We start from the raw sequence: 16,320 nt of genomic DNA on the forward strand, positions 1-16,320 counted from the left end.
ATGAAAAAAAATGCCCAGTCCGTGGAAGCCTGGCTGGAGGCGATGATCGCCGTGGCGCGCTATTATCGACTTGATTTTTCTCAGGAGAACGTGCGCGCGACCGTCAACTGGGAGCGCGACAGTAAACGGGAGGAGTTACTCACCGACATGGCGCGGCAGTTGGGGATGGGGCTGCGGCTGGTCGAGTTTTCCGCCGATTCGCTTAACCCCTGGCGGCTGCCGTTGATTGTGGTGTTTGATAATCAGCAGGTCGGCGTGATCACCCGGCGCGACAACCACGACAATATCAGCATTCAGTTCAGCGGTGACGAAGGGCTGGAAACTACGCTTAACGTCGCGGATGTTGAAGACAAAATCGTCGAACTGGCGCTGCTGCGACCACTCAGCGCCATCCCTGATGCGCGGGTAGATGACTATATTCGCCCGTATCAGGCGAACTGGTTCTGGAATCTGTCGCTGAAAGACTGGCGGCGCTACGGCGATATTATGCTGGCGTCACTGGTGGCGAACGTGCTGGCGCTGGCGGCGATGATTTTCTCGATGCAGGTTTACGACCGCGTGGTTCCGGCGCAGTCGTACCCGACGCTATGGGTGCTGTTCGCCGGGGTGATGATGGCGATCCTGTTTGAGTTTTGTATGCGCATGGTGCGCACACATCTTTCCGATGTGATTGGCAAGCGGGCGGATCTGCGTATTTCGGATCGCGTTTTTGGCCACGCATTACGGCTGAAAAATAACGTGCGTTCGAAATCCACCGGATCGTTTATCTCGCAGATCCGTGAACTGGAATCGGTGCGGGAGCTTATTACTTCCACCACCATCGGCGCGGTGGCAGACCTGCCGTTCTTCCTGCTGTTTGTCTTTATTCTGTGGATGATTGGCGGCTGGCTGGTGCTGGTGGTTTTGTTGGCGCTGCCGTTGCTGGTGATCCCCGGCCTGCTGGTACAACGCCCGTTAGCGCGGCTGGCGAACGAAGGGATGCGCGAATCGGCGGTACGCAACGCGACGCTGGTGGAGGCCGTGCAGTCGATTGAAGACATTAAACTGCTGCGCGCCGAACAGCGTTTCCAGAATCAGTGGAACCACACCAACGACGTGGCCTCGTCCATCAGCATGAAGCAACGCTTTCTCACCGGGTTGCTGCTTACCTGGACTCAGGAAGTGCAGTCCATCGTTTACGTGGTGGTGCTGTTGGTGGGCTGCTTTATGGTGATGAACGGCGACATGACCACCGGCGCACTGGTCGGGACGACGATCCTGGCTTCGCGCACCATTGCGCCGCTGTCGCAGATTTCCGGCGTGCTGTCGCGCTGGCAGCAGGCGAAAGTGGCGCGTAATGGCCTCGATGAACTGATGAAGCGCCCGGTGGATCAGCCGGAACACGGCAAACTGGTGCATAAAGCGGTGCTGCACGGTAATTATCAGTTCAGCAACGCGGTGTTTTATTACGACGAAGAAGAGAAGATTGCCGATGTGGCAATCGGCAAACTCAACATTCAGGCCGGAGAGAAAATCGCCATTCTTGGGCGCAACGGCGCGGGTAAGTCAACACTATTGCAAATGCTCGCCGGAATGCGTATCGCCCAGCAGGGGCAGGTGCTGCTGGATAACATCAGCATCGGGCAGCTTGATCCGGCGGATCTGCGCCGCGACATGGGGCTACTCAGCCAGACCGGGCGACTGTTCTTCGGCTCGCTGCGGGAAAACCTCACCATGGGGATGCCAGAGGCCAGCGATGAAGATATCGAACGCGCGTTAATCCTCAGCGGGGCGCTGCCTTTTGTGCAGAAGCAGAAAAACGGACTCAACTACATGATTCAGGAAGGGGGATTTGGCCTTTCTGGCGGTCAGCGGCAAACGCTGCTGCTGGCGCGGCTCCTCATCTCTCAACCCAATATTGTCCTGCTCGACGAACCCAGCGCCTCGCTGGATGAAATGGCGGAAGCGCACTTAATCGAACAACTGAAACAGTGGATTGGCCATCGCACGCTGGTCATCGCCACTCACCGCACGGCGATGCTGCAACTGGTGGACAGGATAATCGTGATGGATCAGGGGCGGATTGTCATGGACGGTGCGAAAGAGGCCATTTTGCGTGAGCAGGGCGAACCCACGGCGCGACGCGTGGTGTTACAGGAGAAGAATAAGGGGTCTGCCGCATGAACGGACAAATGCAATACAACCGTGGCCTTAATGAACCGCATCTGCCGCGATCGGCGCTGGCAGTTCGCGTTACCGCAGTGATGCTGCTCTGTTTTCTCGGCTGGGCGTGGTATTTCCAGCTTGATGAAGTGACTACCGGCAGCGGCACCGTAGAACCTTCCGGGCGCGAACAGGTGGTGCAGTCGCTGGAAGGCGGCATTTTGTATCATCTCGACGTGAAGGTGGGCGATATTGTCGAACAGGGTCAGCCACTGGCGCAGCTTAACCGCACCAAAACTGAATCCGACGTACAGGAAGCGATGTCGCGGCTGTACGCAGCGCTGGCAACCTCGGCGCGGTTGCGGGCGGAAGTCAGCAATAAACCGCTGGTGTTCCCTGACGAACTGAATAAATTTCCCGAACTTATCGAATCCGAAACGGCGTTATACAACACCCGCCGTGAAGGGTTAAGCAAAGCCACCACCGGACTGACGCAAGGGATTAGTCTGGTCAATCGTGAACTGGCAATGACCCAGCCGCTGGTGAAACAAGGGGCGGCGAGCAACGTGGAAGTGCTGCGTTTACAGCGCCAGGCTAATGAACTGGAAAACAAACTTAACGACGTGCGTACACAATATTACGTTCAGGCGCGGGAAGAGTTAGCAAAAGCCAATGCGGAAGTGGAAACCCAGCGCTCGGTGATCCGTGGGCGGGAAGATTCTCTCACCAGGCTCAACTTTACCGCGCCGGTACGTGGCATTGTCCAGGACATTGACGTTACCACAGTTGGCGGCGTCATCGCCCCCGGTGGTAAACTGATGACTATCGTGCCGCTGGATGAGCAACTGCTGATTGAGGCAAAAATCTCCCCGCGCGATGTGGCATTTATCCATCCGGGGCAAAAATCGCTGGTGAAAATAACCGCTTACGATTACTCCATCTACGGCGGCTTGCCAGGAGAAGTGGCGGTGATCTCACCGGACACCATTCAGGATGAAGTGCGGCGCGATGTTTATTACTATCGGGTGTACATTCGCACCTTCAGCAACCATCTGGAAAATAAACATAAACAACAGTTTCCGATATTCCCAGGTATGGTCGCGACAGTAGATATCCGCACGGGCAAAAAGAGCGTGCTGGATTATCTGTTGAAACCCTTTAACAAAGCACAGGAGGCGTTGCGCGAACGATGAACATTAGCGATGTGGCAAAAATTACCGGCCTGACCAGCAAAGCCATCCGCTTCTATGAAGAGAAGGGATTGGTGACACCGCCAATGCGCAGCGAAAACGGCTATCGCACCTACACGCAGCAACATCTCAACGAACTGACGTTACTGCGCCAGGCGCGCCAGGTGGGCTTTAACCTGGAAGAGAGCGGAGAGCTGGTGAACCTGTTTAACGATCCGCAGCGACACAGCGCCGACGTAAAACGGCGCACGCTGGAGAAAGTGGCGGAGATCGAACGGCATATTGAGGAATTGCAAGCCATGCGCGACCAGTTGCTGGCGCTGGCAAACGCCTGCCCCGGCGATGACAGCGCCGATTGCCCGATTATCGAAAATCTCTCCGGCTGCTGCCATCATCGGGCGGGGTGAAAAATCAGTTAATCCCCGTTTGCACAGAAAGAATATGCTGCAAACTTTCTACCATAATGCGTCCCGACTGAAATAAACCTTCCTGGATTGCGTTGCTGGCATTAACAGCGTGAACCAGGGAGGCTAATAAAACAACTTGTAAGAATGCAAAGATAAATGCACCAATAATCATAATATGCATCAGAGTTGGTTTTTTTTCATTCTTCATTTTAAATAGCCCACAAACTGGCCTTCCTTCATTAATGCGACTTTCCCTGTATGGTGATAAACAATCACGTTATAAAGACCAGACTGGTATACGGTGGCATCTTTATTATCTTCATCAATCGCGCATAATGAATCATTGAGATAAGCAAAGTTTTTACTGCTCATTCTAAAGGTGAGACCAAAACCTTTATAAATGGATTTTTTAGCGGCCTGGGCGTGTTGTGCGGCTTCTGCGTTCTTATAAGCCTGCGCCTCGGATGCACTTAAAATAGCCGCCTGGCGCTGCTGTTCTGCAAGATAACAGGTGTCATGGCTGACGCCCTGCGCCTGGCAATCTGCGATACGGGAAGTGGGGGAGCTACAGCCAGCCAGTAAGATAATAGTCAGCAGGGAAAACGATTTAATGGTGCTATTCATCATTATTAACCTTAAAGAATTGAGAAATATTGCGAATAAGAAATCGCTATAAAATTTAGAAAGAATATCCCACGCCGACACCCGCGCCGAAATCAGATTGTGTGTCTGCAGAGACACCCGCTTTAATTACTGTATGAATTCCAGCGTTAAACGAAGCACCGACAGATACCGCAGATTCATTATTAAATGTACCCGCTCCGGCAGACACCATCATAAAATCACCTGTCTTAACCTGAGGCTGTGAAGCAATAGCGACGGCTGACGCGATACCTGCATTAGCTTCTTTACGGTTATCTTCCACCTCATGTTTCAACGAACTGAAATTGTTATTGAGTGAATTGATTTGTTGGCTGTTATCTGCGACACGTTTTTGGGTATTTGTTAACTGCTGATGCGTTTGGGTTACGTCTTGTGTCAGGCTGTCAATTTGTTCATGTGTTTGGGTTGAATCTTGTGCCAGACGCTGAATTTGCTCCCCGTATTGCACGCTGTCGATATGCTGCTGCGTTGCCTGGTTGGTTGTGAGGGTATCTATTCTTTGTTTTTGTTCTGCTGTGGTACGTGTATTAGCGTCATTTTGTGCGGCCAGCCTGGCGTTAACCATCTCCTGATAATGTGCGCTGGTGCGGGCATCGCCAAGTGCGGAAACCGTTTTTTGTGTAGTGTCGAGTTGTTGCTGCTGTGCATCGGTAGCGGCTGTCTGTCTGGCGTCGATCATGCTCTGATAACGGGCGGCAGTCTGTACATCGCCAGTGTCGGCAACGGTTTTCTGGGTTTCGTCGAGTTGTTGCTGCTGAACGGCAATATCGTTACGGTTCTGCTCAATATTGTTTTTGTTTTCAGTCACGGCACCAGAAAGTTTGACGCCGTTCATCAGTGCGGTGTTGGCGTTAATGTTGGCATGGTCAGCCGCTGACTGAGCATGTACGACATCGCCTTTCAAGGTGCTGACATCTGACTGCACGACCGAGACATCATTGCGGGTGTCAGCAATGGCGACTTTATTAGCATCAATATCCGTCTGCGCCACCATAATGGCATGATGTGCGTCATCGGCTTTCAGCGATGCCCAGTTGGCTGTGTGCTGCGCGTTCTGAATGGCGGTATCCTGCCCGTTGTCGCGGTCGAGCTGCGCTTGATTGGTTATCGGGTTCAGCGTACTGGTGGGCTGTACGGGAGAGGCGGCTGTATCATCGGCTTTCTGAGGCGTTGTAGTTTTGTAATTATGTGCAATTAGATAATTTTGTGTAGCAGCACTGTTCCCTGTCCTTTCTAAAAATCGACCAATTTTCTGATCAATTTCCATTTGCGACATTCCTGGCTGGATTGCCGCTAATTCTGTCGCTGCTGCCTCAACAGTATCACCCGCAAACGCAGATGGACTTACCGCGGTAGCAACAACAACAGCCAGTAAAGACAACTTTACAGATTTCATGCATTTTTTCTCTATCAAAGTAAGTCACGTTTATTGTTCTAAAGAAAACAAATATTGTTTCTATAAGAAATAATATGCGTTGCAGTTTGAACGAAATCTACGCCGCCATTTGTGTGATGTAAAGCGCATTTTTATGCGATGTAAGCGTAAACACTAGCCAAAAGAAACATTGGTTGTTTCTTATATAAATAATTATGAAGTTCATTTCGTGCTATTTCCTTGTAAAAAAGAGTAACGACTTGTTTTTATAAGCGAAATAAATTCCGTTTCTGGGCTAAACGTGAAGAGGTTCCTGATGTGTGCTAGAATGCGTTTCTTTGATAAATCTCAATTTTTAAGAGGTTTACGCCAGGCAGGGAAATTAAATGAATGAATTTGAGAAGATTTTTAATGAAATGAATCTGGACAGGGCGCTACTCCCCATCCTTTTTCGTTCGAATCGTTCCACGGTGTGGAAGTATTTAAGCGGCGATAGTACGGCTCCTGCCTCTGCTATGTCGCTGATCATGCTGTTGCAGTTGATCCAGAAGAGAAACCCCGATCTGTTAGCCGAATGGTTAACGCTTTCTGATTTTACCATTCCGCCAGAAGTGTACCTGGACCAGCCTGATTACTGGAAAGGGTGGGTGTATACCCAACATAAGGTCAATAAAAACGTCCTGGAATATCTAAAAAAACACTATCCGGATGAAGACCAAAAAAGTATGAGTAAAGGCCGGGAAGAGTAATTTTTCCTCTACTCGGCTATATGCCGGATGCGGCGTAAACGCCTTATCCGGCCTACGATTTAGGCACAGATTTGTAGGCCTGATAAGACGCGTCAGCGTCGCATCAGGCGTCGGTGCACGACTGCCGGATGCGGCGCAAGCGCCTTATCCGGCCTACGATTTAGGCACAGATTTGTAGGCCTGATAAGACGCGTCAGCGTCGCATCAGGCGTCGGTGCACGACTGCCGGATGCGGCGCAAGCGCCTTATCCGGCCTACGATTTAGGCACAGATTTGTAGGCCTGATAAGACGCGTCAGCGTCGCATCAGGCGTCGGTGCACGACTGCCGGATGCGGCGTAAACGCCTTATCCGGCCTACGATTCGGGCATATTTTTGTAGGCCTGATAAGACGCGTCAGCGTCGCATCAGGCGTCGGTGCACGACTGCCGGATGCGGCGAAAGCGCCTTATCCGGCCTACGATTCGGGCATATTTTTGTAGGCCTGATAAGACGCGTCAGCGTCGCATCAGGCGTCGGTGCACGACTGCCGGATGCGGCGAAAGCGCCTTATCCGGCCTACGATTCGGGCATATTTTTGTAGGCCTGATAAGACGCGTCAGCGTCGCATCAGGCGTCGGTGCACGACTGCCGGATGCGGCGAAAGCGCCTTATCCGGCCTACGATTCGGACATATTTTTGTAGGCATGATAAGACGCGTCAGCGTCGCATCAGGCGATGACCGCACGGATGATCAACGTTATTCCTTCAATCGCAATCACCTCAACATGCGTGCCTGCACCTAAATCTTCGCTGGCGCTGACCGGCCATGAACTGTCGCCAACGCGCATATGGCCACGCCCGTTGACCAGCGGCGTTTCCAGCACAAAACGACGACCAATTAACTGTTGTCCGCGTTGGTTTAGATGACTATCGCTGTGCTTTTGTTCGCGTACCCGCCGCGACAGCCATTTCCACCACAGCCAGGCGGCGAGTAACGTCAGAACAGCAAACATCACCCCTTGCCATTCCCAACCCAGCGGCAGTAGCCAGACCACCAGACCAGTAATCACCGCCGCGACACCGCTCCACAGCAGATAACCATTGCCGCCCAGCATCTCGGCCGCCAGCAGCAAACCACCGAGACTCAGCCAGAAAATATGTGGGTGGACTACCAGCAACGCGATCATGATTTAGCCCGCTCGCTGGCGCTGTCTTTCACCAGTTCGGCAATCCCGGCAATCGACCCCATCAGACTACTGGCGTCTAATGGCATCATTACCACTTTGCTGTTACTGGACGACCCGATCTGCTGTAACGCTTCGGTGTATTTCTGCGCCACGAAGTAGTTCACCGCCTGAATATCGCCAGAGGCAATGGCTTCAGACACCATTTGGGTGGCGCGGGCTTCCGCTTCGGCGGAACGTTCACGCGCTTCGGCCTGTAAAAAAGCCGACTGACGTTCGCCTTCCGCTTTCAGGATTTGCGATTGTTTTTCACCTTCCGCTTTGAGAATTTCCGCCTGGCGTATCCCTTCCGCTTCAAGGATGTAAGCGCGTTTGGTACGTTCCGCTTTCATCTGCGCGTTCATCGAAGAGATCAGCTCTGCCGGTGGGCGTACATCACGAATTTCGATGCGGGTGACTTTTATCCCCCACGGGTTAGTGGCTTCATCGACAATATGCAGCAGGCGCGAGTTAATGCTATCGCGCTGGGAGAGCATTTCATCCAGTTCCATCGAACCCAGTACGGTACGGATGTTGGTCATGGTCAGGTTAATGATTGCCAGCTCCAGATTGCTGACCTCATAAGCTGCGCGTGGGGCATCAATCACCTGAATAAAACAGACTGCGTCGATAGTCACGTTGGCGTTATCTTTCGAGATAACTTCCTGGGAAGGAATGTCGAGTACTTGTTCCATCATATTGATCTTGCGACCAATGCGATCCATAAACGGCACCACCAGGCTTAGCCCCGGTTGCAATGTTTTGGTATAGCGGCCAAAACGTTCCACCGTCCACTGATAGCCCTGCGGCACGATTTTGACGCCTGCGCCAACAATCACCAGCGCGACAAAAATAAGAATCGGGATAAAGATAAGCATCGGAAAAACCTCCTGTTGTACCGTCCATAATGAGCAAAGTTGCTGCTTGATTAAACAAATTATACCTGATTACTGAAAGGGAGTTCCCCCTTATTACTGTGGAGGATAAACTGTTTTTAGTAAAAATCAGAAAAAGGGATGGGTAATGCCGGAAAATAGTCTTTTGCTTCAGTTACACAACGTCGGATATCTGGCGGGTGATACGAAGATTCTTAATAACATTAATTTTTCGCTGCGAGCTGGCGAATTTAAGTTAATTACCGGCCCTTCCGGTTGCGGCAAAAGTACGCTGCTAAAAATAGTTGCTTCATTAATCAGTCCGACCAGCGGAACGTTACTGTTTGAAGGCGAGGATGTCAGCACACTAAAGCCGGAAATCTACCGCCAACAAGTTTCTTACTGTGCCCAGACGCCGACTCTGTTTGGCGACACAGTATACGATAACCTGATTTTTCCCTGGCAGATCCGTAACCAGCAGCCTGATCCGGCCATTTTTCTCGATTTTTTCGAACGCTTTGCTTTGCCGGATACCATCCTGACTAAAAATGTCTCCGAGCTTTCCGGTGGTGAAAAACAGCGCATCTCGTTGATTCGCAATCTGCAATTTATGCCGAAAGTATTATTACTCGACGAAATTACCAGTGCGCTGGACGAAAGCAACAAACGTAACGTCAATGAGATGATCCACCGTTATGTACGCGAGCAAAATATTGCTGTGCTGTGGGTGACACACGACAAAGATGAAATTAATCATGCGGATAAGGTAATTATGCTGCAACCGAATGCCGGAGAAATGCAGGAAGAACGCTATGAACACGCATAATATTACTAACGAGTCGTTGGCGCTGGCATTAATGCTGGTGGTGGTGGCAATCTTAATTAGCCATAAAGAAAAACTGGCGCTGGAGAAAGATATTCTCTGGAGCATCGGGCGGGCGATAATCCAACTGTTCATCGTTGGCTATGTACTGAAATATATATTCAGTGTTGATGATGCCAGCCTGACATTATTGATGGTGTTATTTATCTGCTTTAATGCGGCGTGGAATGCGCAAAAACGGAGCAAATATATTACTAAAGCCTTTGTTTCGTCGTTTATTGCCATTACGGTGGGGGCGGGAATTACTCTGGCGGTGCTGATTTTATCGGGTTCGATTGAGTTTATCCCGATGCAGGTGATCCCTATCGCCGGGATGATTGCTGGTAATGCGATGGTTGCTGTGGGGCTGTGTTATAACAATCTCGGGCAGCGGTTTATCAGCGAACAGCAGCAAATCCAGGAAAAATTGAGTCTTGGTGCGACGCCGAAGCAGGCGTCTGCAATATTAATACGCGACAGTATTCGCGCGGCTTTAATTCCGACGGTCGATTCAGCAAAAACGGTTGGCTTAGTGAGTTTGCCGGGAATGATGTCCGGGTTGATATTTGCCGGGATTGATCCGGTGAAGGCGATTAAATATCAGATTATGGTGACTTTTATGTTGCTCTCGACCGCCAGTCTGTCGACCATTATTGCCTGCTATTTAACTTATCGTAAGTTTTATAATTCGCGCCACCAGTTGGTGGTGGCGCAATTGAAGAATAAATAATGCGATGCCTGATGCGACGCTGGCGCGTCTTATCAGGCCTGCATGGCTCCTGCAATTTATTGTAGTTGCACGATTTGGTAGGCCGGATAAGGCGTTTACGCCGCATCCGGCGGTTATGCGCGGATGGCTGATGCGACGCTGGCGCGTCTTATCGTGCCTGCATGGCTCCTGCAATTTATTGAATTAGCACGATTTGGTAGGCCGGATAAGGCGTTTACGCCGCATCCGGCGGTTATGTGCGGATGCCAGATGCGACGCTGGCGCGTCTTATCGTGCCTGCATGGCTCCTGCAATTTATTGAATTAGCACGATTTGGTAGGCCGGATAAGGCGTTTACGCCGCATCCGGCGGCTATGCGCGGATGCCTGATGCGACGCTGGCGCGTCTTATCGTGCCTACAAATCCGGGCAAGCGTCGCATCTCAACGAAATATCAATACAACAACGCATACAACTGACGGCGATATTTCGACGCCAGCGCATCACCTGTACCCAGTGCGGCGAGGATCTCCTGGAACGTCTTACGTGTCTGACCGTCTGCGGCGGTTAAATCTTTACGCAGATGCCCAAACAGTAACTCCAGCGCCTCTTCATTGCGCCCAACCTGATGCAGTTGCAGCGCCAGTTGCGTCGCCAGTGCAGCATCTTCTGGATTCTCTGCCACCTGTTGTTGCAACTGTTGAATTTCCGGCGTATCAGCCGCCTGCTTCAGCAGTTCGATTTGCGCCACCAGCCCCTGGTAGCGGGTGTCCTGATCCTGCAACGGGATGGTTTTCAGCACCGCTTCTGCATCTTCTGAACGGTTCAGTGCAATCAGCGTTTCTGCCAGTAGCAGACCGATTTCCCCGTTCTGATTCGACAACTGCCAGGCGTCTTTCAGCAGCGGCAGTGCGTCGGTGTAATTTCCTTCCTGCATCAGTTGCATCGCCTGCTGCGCTTTCAGTTCTTCTTCGCGCGGCAGCACTTTATCCAGCAGGGCGCGGATCGCTTCTTCCGGCTGCGGCCCCTGGAAGCCGTCTACCGGCTGACCGTTCTGGAACAGATACACGGTCGGAATAGCGCGCAGACCAAACTGGGAAGCAATCATCTGCTCCGCGTCACAATCCAGCTTCGCCAGAATAAATTGCCCGTTGTACTGCGCCGCGAGGCTTTCCAGAATCGGGGTTAACTGCAAACAGTGCTGGCTACGTTCAGACCAAAAATAGAACAGTACCGGCGTGGTCATCGACTGTTCAAGAACCTGTTGCAGGTTAGATTCGTTAATGTTGACAATATTTTGTACGGACATGGAGTCACTCTCTGTTGTCGATATTTTCTTTGACATGGGGGCTTAAGCGCGCGCTTCAACTCACCCCTGCAATATTTTGTCCATCACGCGCCCCGGCAGCAGGCGTTTAAGCACCATTACCGCCCAGGTAACCAGCGTCACCGGATAGCGCATTTTGGGCTTCTCGCTGATAAAAGCATGGCGCACTTTAGCCACAACTGCTTCCGGCCCCAATGTAAAACGGGCGGCAATGCCGGGGTTTTCGACCGGTTGATCGCTTTGCGTCTGGTTGACGTTGTCGGTGAAACGAGTACGAATAGGGCCTGGCTCAATCAGGCTGACCTTGATTCCGCTGTGGCGCAGTTCCATGCGCAGCGCGTCTGACCACGCCTCCAGCGCATATTTGCTGGCCGCATAAGCGCCGCGACCCGGCGTGGAGATTAATCCCATCACCGATGAGGTCATGACAATACGCCCTTCACCATGCGGCAACATGGCGGGTAACAGACGCATGGTGAGCTGATGTGCGCCGAAAAAGTTGGCGGAAAACTGCTGTTCCATCTGCGTGCGGCTGATGGTGGAAAGGGGGCCATACACGCCGAATCCGGCATTGTTAAAGATCCCATACAGACAATTATCGGTCAGGGCGATCACTTCGTCGGCTGCGCGATCAACACTTTCCGGTGAATCCAGATCGATCAACACGCCGGTTAATCCCATATTGTTCATGCGCTCAACATCATCCGGTTTCCGGCAACCTGCCAGTACATGAAAACCCTGGCGTTTTAATTCGAGCGCGCTTTCCAGGCCAATTCCACTGGAACATCCGGTAATTAAGACCGATTTTTGCATAACTTTACCTGTCAGGATCTCCGTTGCTTTATGAGTCATGATTTACTAAAGGCTGCAACTGCTTCGCCATCCAGTCGGCAATAAACGGCTGGGCGTCGCGGTTGGGATGAATACCGTCATCCTGCATCCATTGTGGTTTGAGGTAGACCTCTTCCATAAAAAAGGGCAGCAGCGGGACATCGAACTCTTTGGCGAGTTTGGGATAAATGGCGCTAAAGGCTTCATTATAACGGCGACCATAGTTTGCAGGCAGACGTATTTGCATTAACAATGGTTCAGCGTTGGCGGTTTTGACATCCTGCAAAATCTGGCGCAGCGTCTGCTCCGTTTGCTGCGGCTGAAAACCACGCAAACCGTCATTGCCGCCCAGTTCAACCAGCACCCAGCGCGGCTGATGCTGTTTCAGCAGAGCCGGAAGGCGCGCCAGCCCTTGTTGCGAGGTGTCGCCGCTGATGCTGGCGTTGACTACCGACGTTTTACTCTGCCACTTATCATTCAACAAGGCAGGCCAGGCCGCGCTGGCAGACATTCGATACCCGGCGCTCAGGCTATCACCCAGAATTAATAACGTGTCCGCTGCGGCGGCACGGAAAGTTAACAGGACCAGGAACAGGAAGGGCAAATGCCAGCGGAAAACATTGTTGAAGTTCATCATCTTAAGAAGTCCGTCGGTCAGGGGGAGCATGAACTCTCCATCCTCACCGGAGTTGAGCTGGTTGTCAAACGCGGCGAAACCATCGCGCTGGTGGGCGAGTCAGGGTCGGGTAAGTCAACCTTACTGGCGATCCTCGCCGGGCTGGATGACGGTAGTAGTGGTGAAGTGAATCTGGTGGGGCAACCGCTACATACTATGGATGAAGAAGCGCGGGCAACGTTACGCGCGAAGCATGTCGGCTTTGTTTTTCAGTCATTTATGTTAATTCCTACCCTTAATGCACTGGAAAATGTCGAACTTCCGGCGCTGCTGCGCGGTGAGAGTAGCGCGGAAAGCCGTAACGGTGCGAAAGCGTTGCTCGAACAGTTGGGGCTGGGTAAACGTCTTGATCATCTTCCGGCACAGCTTTCCGGTGGAGAACAGCAACGGGTGGCGCTGGCGCGAGCTTTTAACGGTCGGCCTGATGTGCTGTTTGCCGATGAACCCACCGGCAACCTTGACCGCCAGACGGGCGATAAAATTGCCGACCTGCTGTTTTCCCTCAACCGTGAGCATGGCACCACCCTGATTATGGTGACCCACGACCTGCAACTGGCGGCACGCTGCGACCGCTGCTTACGGCTGGTGAACGGACAGTTGCAGGAGGAAGCATGATTGCACGTTGGTTCTGGCGCGAATGGCGCTCGCCGTCGCTGTTGATTGTCTGGCTGGCGTTAAGCCTGGCGGTGGCCTGCGTGCTGGCGTTGGGCAATATCAGCGATCGGATGGAGAAAGGTTTAAGCCAGCAAAGCCGTGAGTTTATGGCGGGCGATCGGGCGTTGCGCAGTTCGCGCGAAGTACCGCCAGCGTGGCTGGAAGAGGCGCAAAAGCGCGGCCTGAAAGTCGGCAAGCAGCTTACCTTTGCCACCATGACCTTTGCGGGCGACACGCCGCAACTGGCGAACGTCAAAGCGGTTGATGATATCTACCCGATGTATGGCGAGCTACAGACCAATCCTTCTGGACTAAAACCGCAACCGGGCAGCGTATTGCTGGCTCCACGGCTGATGGCGCTCCTGAATTTGAAAACGGGCGATACCATCGACGTGGGCGATGCCACGTTGCGCATTGCCGGAGAAGTGATTCAGGAGCCGGATTCCGGTTTTAATCCCTTCCAGATAGCCCCACGCCTGATGATGAATCTGGCAGATGTCGATAAAACAGGAGCCATACAGCCGGGAAGTCGGGTCACCTGGCGTTATAAATTCGGCGGCAACGAGAACCAGCTCGACGGCTATGAGAAATGGTTGTTACCACAGCTTAAACCCGAACAACGCTGGTACGGTCTGGAACAAGACGAAGGTGCGCTGGGGCGTTCGATGGAACGCTCGCAACAGTTCCTGCTGCTTTCGGCGTTGCTGACCTTGCTGCTGGCGGTGGCGGCGGTCGCGGTGGCGATGAATCATTATTGCCGCAGCCGCTACGATCTGGTGGCGATCCTCAAAACGCTGGGGGCTGGGCGGGCGCAACTGCGTAAGTTAATCGTCGGTCAGTGGCTGATGGTACTGATACTTTCAGCCGTTACCGGCGGAGCGATTGGCCTGTTGTTCGAAAGCGTGTTAATGGTTTTGCTCAAGCCTGTTCTGCCCGCCGCGCTGCCGCCTGCCAGCTTCTGGCCGTGGTTGTGGGCGCTCGGCACCATGACGGTTATCTCGTTGCTGGTGGGGCTGCGACCGTACCGACTGTTGCTGGCAACGCAGCCTTTACGCGTATTACGTAATGATGTGGTCGCCAACGTCTGGCCGCTGAAGTTTTATCTGCCGATTGTCAGTGTGGTGGTTGTGCTGCTGCTCGCCGGATTAATGGGTGGCAGTATGCTGCTGTGGGCGGTGCTGGCGGGCGCGATAGTGCTGGCTTTGCTGTGCGGTGTGCTGGGCTGGATGCTGCTCAATGTATTACGCAGTATGACGCTGAAATCGCTGCCTCTGCGCCTGGCGGTTAGCCGCCTGTTACGTCAGCCGTGGTCAACGTTAAGCCAGCTTTCGGCCTTTTCGCTCTCCTTTATGCTGCTGGCACTGCTGCTGGTGTTGCGTGGCGATCTGCTTGACCGCTGGCAGCAGCAGTTGCCGCCAGAAAGCCCGAACTACTTTTTAATCAACATCGCCACGGAACAGGTAACGCCGCTAAAAGCGTTCTTCGCGGAATATCAGATAGTCCCGGAATCGTTTTATCCGGTGGTGCGGGCGCGGCTGACGGCAATCAATGGCAAAGCGACAGAAGGCAATGAGGATGAAGCGCTTAATCGCGAGCTGAATCTCACCTGGCAAAATACGCGGCCGGATCATAACCCGATTGTCGCCGGTAGCTGGCCGCCAAAAGCCGATGAAGTGTCGATGGAAGAGGGGCTGGCAAAACGCCTGAACGTTGGTCTGGGCGATACCGTCACCTTTATGGGTGACACCCAGGAGTTTCGCGCCAAAGTCACCAGCCTGCGCAAAGTGGACTGGGAAAGTCTGCGTCCGAATTTCTATTTTATTTTCCCTGAAGGGGCACTGGACGGGCAACCGCAGAGCTGGCTCACCAGTTTCCGTTGGGAGAACGGCAACGGCATGTTGACGCAACTCAACCGCCAGTTCCCGACCATTAGCCTGTTGGACATTGGTGCGATCTTAAAACAGGTCGGCCAGGTGCTGGAGCAGGTAAGTCGGGCGCTGGAAGTGATGGTGGTGCTGGTCACTGCCTGCGGTATGTTGCTGTTGCTGGCACAGGTGCAGGTGGGAATGCGTCAGCGGCATCAGGAATTGGTGGTGTGGCGCACACTCGGCGCGGGCAAAAAGCTGCTGCGCACAACATTGTGGTGTGAGTTTGCCATGCTCGGGGTTGTTTCCGGCCTGGTAGCCGCAATCGGCGCGGAAACGGCGCTGGCGGTGTTGCAGGCGAAAGTGTTTGATTTCCCGTGGGAGCCAGACTGGCGATTGTGGATTGTGCTGCCGTGCAGCGGTGCGTTGCTTCTTTCCCTGTGCGGCGGCTGGCTGGGTGCGCGACTGGTTAAGGGGAAGGCACTGTTCAGGCAGTTTACGGGGTGATGAGAGGCGTTAGATTGCCTGATGCGACGCTTTGCGCGTCTTATCAGGCCTACGGTCTACGGGCAAAATGTAGGCTGGGTGAGGCACTTGTGGCGCATCCGGTAGCCGTGCGCTGATGCCCGATGCGACGCTTTGCGCGTCTTATCAGGCCTACGGTCTACGGGCAAAATGTAGGCCGGGTGAGGCGCTTGTGCTGCATCCGGTAGCCGTGCGCTGATGCCCGATGCGACGCTTTGCGCGTCTTATCAGGCCTACGGTCTACGGGCAAAATGTAGGCCGGATAAG

General features: G+C 53.0%; 16 protein-coding genes. 8 read left to right on the forward strand and 8 right to left on the reverse strand.

From position 1 onward, the window contains the following. From BEA93_RS19970 to cueR, 3 genes are read left to right on the forward strand one after another with little or no spacing between them, the layout of a single operon-like run. Positions 1-2,163: a type I secretion system permease/ATPase gene (locus BEA93_RS19970; protein WP_016263009.1), complete on the forward strand. Its 2,163-nt coding sequence runs from the start codon at positions 1-3 to the stop codon at positions 2,161-2,163. Beyond that, positions 2,160-3,335, forward strand: a complete 1,176-nt coding sequence (locus BEA93_RS19975; protein ID WP_001014334.1) for an HlyD family type I secretion periplasmic adaptor subunit — start codon at positions 2,160-2,162, stop codon at positions 3,333-3,335. Before BEA93_RS19970 ends, BEA93_RS19975 begins: the two co-directional genes overlap by 4 nt. Then, positions 3,332-3,739 carry a Cu(I)-responsive transcriptional regulator gene (cueR, locus tag BEA93_RS19980; RefSeq protein ID WP_001026744.1) on the forward strand — a complete coding sequence of 136 codons (408 nt, stop codon included), beginning with the start codon at positions 3,332-3,334 and terminating at the stop codon, positions 3,737-3,739. The genes BEA93_RS19975 and cueR overlap by 4 nt, the downstream gene beginning before the upstream one ends. A 4-nt stretch (positions 3,740-3,743) precedes the next feature. Here cueR and BEA93_RS19985 read toward each other — a convergent pair whose 3' ends face one another. The 3 genes from BEA93_RS19985 to BEA93_RS19995 are packed head-to-tail and all read right to left on the reverse strand — an operon-like array spanning position 3,744 to position 5,678. Beyond that, positions 3,744-3,947 (reverse strand): hypothetical protein, encoded by a 204-nt coding sequence (locus BEA93_RS19985; RefSeq protein ID WP_000787079.1) that lies wholly within the window; start codon positions 3,945-3,947, stop codon positions 3,744-3,746. Beyond that, the gene (locus tag BEA93_RS19990) at positions 3,944-4,366 is read right to left on the reverse strand and encodes a hypothetical protein (protein WP_001515911.1); all 423 of its coding nucleotides are present in this window, start codon (positions 4,364-4,366) and stop codon (positions 3,944-3,946) included. The genes BEA93_RS19985 and BEA93_RS19990 overlap by 4 nt, the downstream gene beginning before the upstream one ends. Positions 4,367-4,418: 52 nt before the next feature. Next, a complete protein-coding gene (locus BEA93_RS19995; protein WP_236942068.1) occupies positions 4,419-5,678 on the reverse strand; it encodes a YadA C-terminal domain-containing protein in 1,260 nt (419 codons plus the stop codon). A gap of 485 nt (positions 5,679-6,163) precedes the next feature. Between BEA93_RS19995 and BEA93_RS20000 the strand changes: the two genes are divergently transcribed. After that, a complete protein-coding gene (locus BEA93_RS20000) occupies positions 6,164-6,526 on the forward strand; it encodes a hypothetical protein (protein WP_001001646.1) in 363 nt (120 codons plus the stop codon). A gap of 709 nt (positions 6,527-7,235) precedes the next feature. On the opposite strand, the gene BEA93_RS20010 is transcribed toward BEA93_RS20000, so the two are convergent. Both BEA93_RS20010 and BEA93_RS20015 read right to left on the reverse strand, forming a co-directional pair. Next, the gene (locus BEA93_RS20010; RefSeq protein WP_000561077.1) at positions 7,236-7,694 is read right to left on the reverse strand and encodes an NfeD family protein; all 459 of its coding nucleotides are present in this window, start codon (positions 7,692-7,694) and stop codon (positions 7,236-7,238) included. After that, complete coding sequence (locus BEA93_RS20015) at positions 7,691-8,608, reverse strand: SPFH domain-containing protein (protein WP_000904499.1); 918 nt, start codon at positions 8,606-8,608, stop codon at positions 7,691-7,693. Before BEA93_RS20015 ends, BEA93_RS20010 begins: the two co-directional genes overlap by 4 nt. Positions 8,609-8,753: 145 nt before the next feature. Here BEA93_RS20015 and fetA point away from each other — a divergent pair, with 145 nt between their 5' ends. Both fetA and fetB read left to right on the forward strand, forming a co-directional pair. Beyond that, positions 8,754-9,431, forward strand: a complete 678-nt coding sequence (gene fetA, locus BEA93_RS20020) for an iron efflux ABC transporter ATP-binding subunit FetA (protein WP_001114841.1) — start codon at positions 8,754-8,756, stop codon at positions 9,429-9,431. Further along, a complete protein-coding gene (fetB, locus tag BEA93_RS20025; protein ID WP_105225153.1) occupies positions 9,418-10,197 on the forward strand; it encodes an iron efflux ABC transporter permease subunit FetB in 780 nt (259 codons plus the stop codon). The genes fetA and fetB overlap by 14 nt, the downstream gene beginning before the upstream one ends. A gap of 432 nt (positions 10,198-10,629) precedes the next feature. On the opposite strand, the gene cnoX is transcribed toward fetB, so the two are convergent. Genes cnoX through tesA form a run of 3 tightly spaced genes read right to left on the reverse strand, consistent with a single transcriptional unit; the run spans position 10,630 to position 12,967 of the window. Then, positions 10,630-11,484, reverse strand: a complete 855-nt coding sequence (gene cnoX / locus BEA93_RS20035; RefSeq protein ID WP_001515914.1) for a chaperedoxin — start codon at positions 11,482-11,484, stop codon at positions 10,630-10,632. A 60-nt stretch (positions 11,485-11,544) separates the two neighbouring features. Beyond that, positions 11,545-12,354 carry an NADP(+)-dependent aldehyde reductase gene (gene ybbO, locus BEA93_RS20040; protein WP_000148946.1) on the reverse strand — a complete coding sequence of 270 codons (810 nt, stop codon included), beginning with the start codon at positions 12,352-12,354 and terminating at the stop codon, positions 11,545-11,547. After that, positions 12,344-12,967, reverse strand: coding sequence for a multifunctional acyl-CoA thioesterase I/protease I/lysophospholipase L1 (gene tesA / locus BEA93_RS20045; protein WP_024191847.1), 624 nt, complete (start codon positions 12,965-12,967; stop codon positions 12,344-12,346). Before tesA ends, ybbO begins: the two co-directional genes overlap by 11 nt. Here tesA and ybbA point away from each other — a divergent pair. Both ybbA and ybbP read left to right on the forward strand, forming a co-directional pair. Beyond that, the gene (gene ybbA, locus BEA93_RS20050; RefSeq protein WP_001515917.1) at positions 12,938-13,624 is read left to right on the forward strand and encodes a putative ABC transporter ATP-binding protein YbbA; all 687 of its coding nucleotides are present in this window, start codon (positions 12,938-12,940) and stop codon (positions 13,622-13,624) included. The genes tesA and ybbA overlap by 30 nt on opposite strands. After that, the gene (ybbP, locus tag BEA93_RS20055) at positions 13,621-16,035 is read left to right on the forward strand and encodes a putative ABC transporter permease subunit YbbP (RefSeq protein WP_105225155.1); all 2,415 of its coding nucleotides are present in this window, start codon (positions 13,621-13,623) and stop codon (positions 16,033-16,035) included. The genes ybbA and ybbP overlap by 4 nt, the downstream gene beginning before the upstream one ends. Positions 16,036-16,320 lie beyond the last annotated feature (285 nt).

The organism is Escherichia sp. MOD1-EC5950 (genome assembly GCF_002965345.1).
Lineage (GTDB): Bacteria > Pseudomonadota > Gammaproteobacteria > Enterobacterales > Enterobacteriaceae > Escherichia > Escherichia marmotae.

Excerpts from the sequence above, each read along its gene's own strand:
- cueR (WP_001026744.1), top strand. The coding sequence starts at position 3,332 with ATGAACATTAGCGATGTGGCAAAAATTACCGGCCTGACCAGCAAAGCC.
- fetA (WP_001114841.1), top strand. The coding sequence starts at position 8,754 with ATGCCGGAAAATAGTCTTTTGCTTCAGTTACACAACGTCGGATATCTG.
- ybbO (WP_000148946.1), bottom strand. The coding sequence starts at position 12,354 with ATGACTCATAAAGCAACGGAGATCCTGACAGGTAAAGTTATGCAAAAA.
- BEA93_RS20010 (WP_000561077.1), bottom strand. The coding sequence starts at position 7,694 with ATGATCGCGTTGCTGGTAGTCCACCCACATATTTTCTGGCTGAGTCTC.
- BEA93_RS19975 (WP_001014334.1), top strand. The coding sequence starts at position 2,160 with ATGAACGGACAAATGCAATACAACCGTGGCCTTAATGAACCGCATCTG.
- BEA93_RS19990 (WP_001515911.1), bottom strand. The coding sequence starts at position 4,366 with ATGATGAATAGCACCATTAAATCGTTTTCCCTGCTGACTATTATCTTA.
- BEA93_RS20015 (WP_000904499.1), bottom strand. The coding sequence starts at position 8,608 with ATGCTTATCTTTATCCCGATTCTTATTTTTGTCGCGCTGGTGATTGTT.
- ybbP (WP_105225155.1), top strand. The coding sequence starts at position 13,621 with ATGATTGCACGTTGGTTCTGGCGCGAATGGCGCTCGCCGTCGCTGTTG.
- tesA (WP_024191847.1), bottom strand. The coding sequence starts at position 12,967 with ATGAACTTCAACAATGTTTTCCGCTGGCATTTGCCCTTCCTGTTCCTG.
- ybbA (WP_001515917.1), top strand. The coding sequence starts at position 12,938 with ATGCCAGCGGAAAACATTGTTGAAGTTCATCATCTTAAGAAGTCCGTC.
- BEA93_RS19985 (WP_000787079.1), bottom strand. The coding sequence starts at position 3,947 with ATGAAGAATGAAAAAAAACCAACTCTGATGCATATTATGATTATTGGT.
- BEA93_RS19995 (WP_236942068.1), bottom strand. The coding sequence starts at position 5,678 with ATGTCGCAAATGGAAATTGATCAGAAAATTGGTCGATTTTTAGAAAGG.
- fetB (WP_105225153.1), top strand. The coding sequence starts at position 9,418 with ATGAACACGCATAATATTACTAACGAGTCGTTGGCGCTGGCATTAATG.
- BEA93_RS20000 (WP_001001646.1), top strand. The coding sequence starts at position 6,164 with ATGAATGAATTTGAGAAGATTTTTAATGAAATGAATCTGGACAGGGCG.
- cnoX (WP_001515914.1), bottom strand. The coding sequence starts at position 11,484 with ATGTCCGTACAAAATATTGTCAACATTAACGAATCTAACCTGCAACAG.
- BEA93_RS19970 (WP_016263009.1), top strand. The coding sequence starts at position 1 with ATGAAAAAAAATGCCCAGTCCGTGGAAGCCTGGCTGGAGGCGATGATC.